Annotated in this window: 1 rRNA gene and 1 other annotated feature (1 of these 2 cut by a window edge); the gene reads right to left on the reverse strand. The window is 55.8% G+C overall.

The features are described from left to right. Nucleotides 1-13 precede the first annotated feature (13 nt). Nucleotides 14-130: ribosomal RNA gene (rrf, locus tag ACWEKS_RS48800) — 5S ribosomal RNA — on the reverse strand. A gap of 105 nt (nt 131-235) precedes the next feature. Beyond that, nucleotides 236-3,424: a sequence feature (most likely nonfunctional fraction of RNA operon), on the reverse strand (it continues 1,353 nt past the right edge of the window).

Below are 3,424 nucleotides of genomic sequence, written 5' to 3' on the forward strand. Positions count from 1 at the left end.
TTCGCGAAGGATGTTCCGGCGGTGTCCTACTCTCCCACACCCTGTCGAGTGCAGTACCATCGGCGCAGGTGGCCTTAGCTTCCGGGTTCGGAATGGGACCGGGCGTTTCCCCACCGCTATAGCCGCCGTAACTCTATGAAACTGTCACACAGAGAGCCTCCACCCGCGCGGGCCGAGTCTTCTCAGTGATCTGTGTGTTGTTTCAGATACTGCACAGTGGACGCGTAGCTTCTTTGTTGGTAAGTCCTCGGCCTATTAGTACCAGTCACCTACATCTGTTACCAGACTTCCAGTTCTGGCCTATCAACCCAATGGTCTGTTGGGGGCCTTACCCCCTCGAGGGGGTGAGAAACCTCATCTTGGAACAGGCTTCCCGCTTAGATGCTTTCAGCGGTTATCCCTTCCGAACGTGGCCAACCAGCCGTGCTCCTGGCGGAACAACTGGCACACCAGAGGTTCGTCCGTCCCGGTCCTCTCGTACTAGGGACAGCCTTCCTCAAGTTTCTAACGCGCGCGGCGGATAGAGACCGAACTGTCTCACGACGTTCTAAACCCAGCTCGCGTGCCGCTTTAATGGGCGAACAGCCCAACCCTTGGGACCTACTCCAGCCCCAGGATGCGACGAGCCGACATCGAGGTGCCAAACCATCCCGTCGATATGGACTCTTGGGGAAGATCAGCCTGTTATCCCCGGGGTACCTTTTATCCGTTGAGCGACACCGCTTCCACTTGCCGGTGCCGGATCACTAGTCCCGACTTTCGTCCCTGCTCGACCTGTCGGTCTCACAGTCAAGCTCCCTTGTGCACTTGCACTCGACACCTGATTGCCAACCAGGCTGAGGGAACCTTTGGGCGCCTCCGTTACATTTTGGGAGGCAACCGCCCCAGTTAAACTACCCACCAGGCACTGTCCCTGAACCCGATCAGGGTCCGAGGTTAGAGGTCCAATACGATCAGAGTGGTATTTCAACGACGACTCCACGAATACTGGCGTACCCGCTTCACAGTCTCCCACCTATCCTACACAAACCGTACCGAACACCAATACCAAGCTATAGTGAAGGTCCCGGGGTCTTTTCGTCCTGCCGCGCGTAACGAGCATCTTTACTCGTACTGCAATTTCGCCGAGTCTGTGGTTGAGACAGCTGAGAAGTCGTTACGCCATTCGTGCAGGTCGGAACTTACCCGACAAGGAATTTCGCTACCTTAGGATGGTTATAGTTACCACCGCCGTTTACCGGGGCTTAAATTCTCAGCTTCGCTCCGAAGAGCTAACCGGTCCTCTTAACCTTCCGGCACCGGGCAGGCGTCAGTCCGTATACATCGTCTTACGACTTCGCACGGACCTGTGTTTTTAGTAAACAGTCGCTTCTCACTGGTCTCTGCGACCCAGTACAGCTCCCACCGCAAAGGTGTTCACCACACCGGGTCCCCCTTCTCCCGAAGTTACGGGGGCATTTTGCCGAGTTCCTTAACCACAGTTATCTCGATCGCCTTAGTATTCTCTACCTGACCACCTGTGTCGGTTTGGGGTACGGGCCGTGTACCAACTCACTAGAGGCTTTTCTCGGCAGCATAGGATCACTGAATTCGCCTCAATCGGCTACGCATCACCTCTCAGGCTATATGTCTGGCGGATTTGCCTACCAGACACCCTACAGGCTTACACCAGGTATTCCATCACCTGGCCCAGCTACCTTCCTGCGTCACCCCATCGCTTGACTACTACAGCCAGGGTCCCGTGCAGCAATTCTCCCTCTCGCCCGAAGGCTTGATAAGAGAACATTTGGACGGTTAGCACAACTGATTCGCCATTGGGCGCGGATACACGGGTACGGGAATATCAACCCGTTGTCCATCGACTACGCCTGTCGGCCTCGCCTTAGGTCCCGACTCACCCTGGGCGGATTAACCTGGCCCAGGAACCCTTGGTCATTCGGCGGACGAGTTTCTCACTCGTCTTTCGCTACTCATGCCTGCATTCTCACTCGCGCAGCCTCCACGACTGGATCACTCCGCCGCTTCCCTGGCTACACGACGCTCCCCTACCCATCCAGACTCCTGGCTCGAAAGCGGGATAATGTCTGAATGCCGCGGCTTCGGCGGTGTACTTGAGCCCCGCTACATTGTCGGCGCAGAATCACTTGACCAGTGAGCTATTACGCACTCTTTCAAGGGTGGCTGCTTCTAAGCCAACCTCCTGGTTGTCTTCGCGACTCCACATCCTTTTCCACTTAGTACACGCTTAGGGGCCTTAGCCGGCGATCTGGGCTGTTTCCCTCTCGACTATGAAGCTTATCCCCCACAGTCTCACTGCCGCGCTCTCACTCACCGGCATTCGGAGTTTGGCTGACTTCGGTAAGCTTGTGGGCCCCCTAGGCCATCCAGTAGCTCTACCTCCGGCGAGAAACACGCGACGCTGCACCTAAATGCATTTCGGGGAGAACCAGCTATCACGGAGTTTGATTGGCCTTTCACCCCTACCCACAGCTCATCCCCTCAGTTTTCAACCTAAGTGGGTTCGGGCCTCCACGACGTCTTACCGTCGCTTCACCCTGGCCATGGGTAGATCACTCCGCTTCGGGTCCATAGTGTGCGACTGCGGCGCCCTATTCGGACTCGCTTTCGCTACGGCTCCCCCACACGGGTTAACCTCGCCACACACCGATGACTCGCAGGCTCATTCTTCAAAAGGCACGCCATCACCCCAAAAGGCTCTGACGGATTGTAAGCGCACGGTTTCAGGTACTATTTCACTCCCCTCCCGGGGTACTTTTCACCTTTCCCTCACGGTACTAGTCCGCTATCGGTCACCAGGTAGTATTCAGGCTTATCGGGTGGTCCCGACAGATTCACAGCAGATTTCACGGGCCCGCTGCTACTCGGGAGTCATCCACACAAGCCGAGATGTTTTCGTCTACCGGACTCTCACCGTCTACGGTTGGCCGTCCCAGACCAATTCGACTAACAACTCGGTTTCTGACTTGTGCCTAGTTCGGCAGAACTAGGAAGAATGATCCCACGACCCCGGCTATGCAACGACTGCCGTCTATCACACATAACCGGTTTAGCCTCTTCCGCTTTCGCTCGCCACTACTCACGGAATCACATGTTGTTTTCTCTTCCTGTGGGTACTGAGATGTTTCACTTCCCCACGTTCCCTCCACACACCCTATATATTCAGATGCGGGTGACACGACATCACTCGTGCCGGGTTTCCCCATTCGGAAATCCTCGGATCTCAGCTCGTTTGACAGCTCCCCGAGGCTTATCGCAGCCTACTACGTCCTTCATCGGCTCCTGGTGCCAAGGCATCCACCGTACGCTCTTACACACTTACTAACAAAGATGCTCGCGTCCACTGTGCAGTTCTCAAACAACACACAAAACCTTCTCGCTACTGCGGCACCAGCCAGGAAGAACT

The sequence above is a fragment of the Nocardia sp. NPDC004711 genome, from assembly GCF_053601595.1.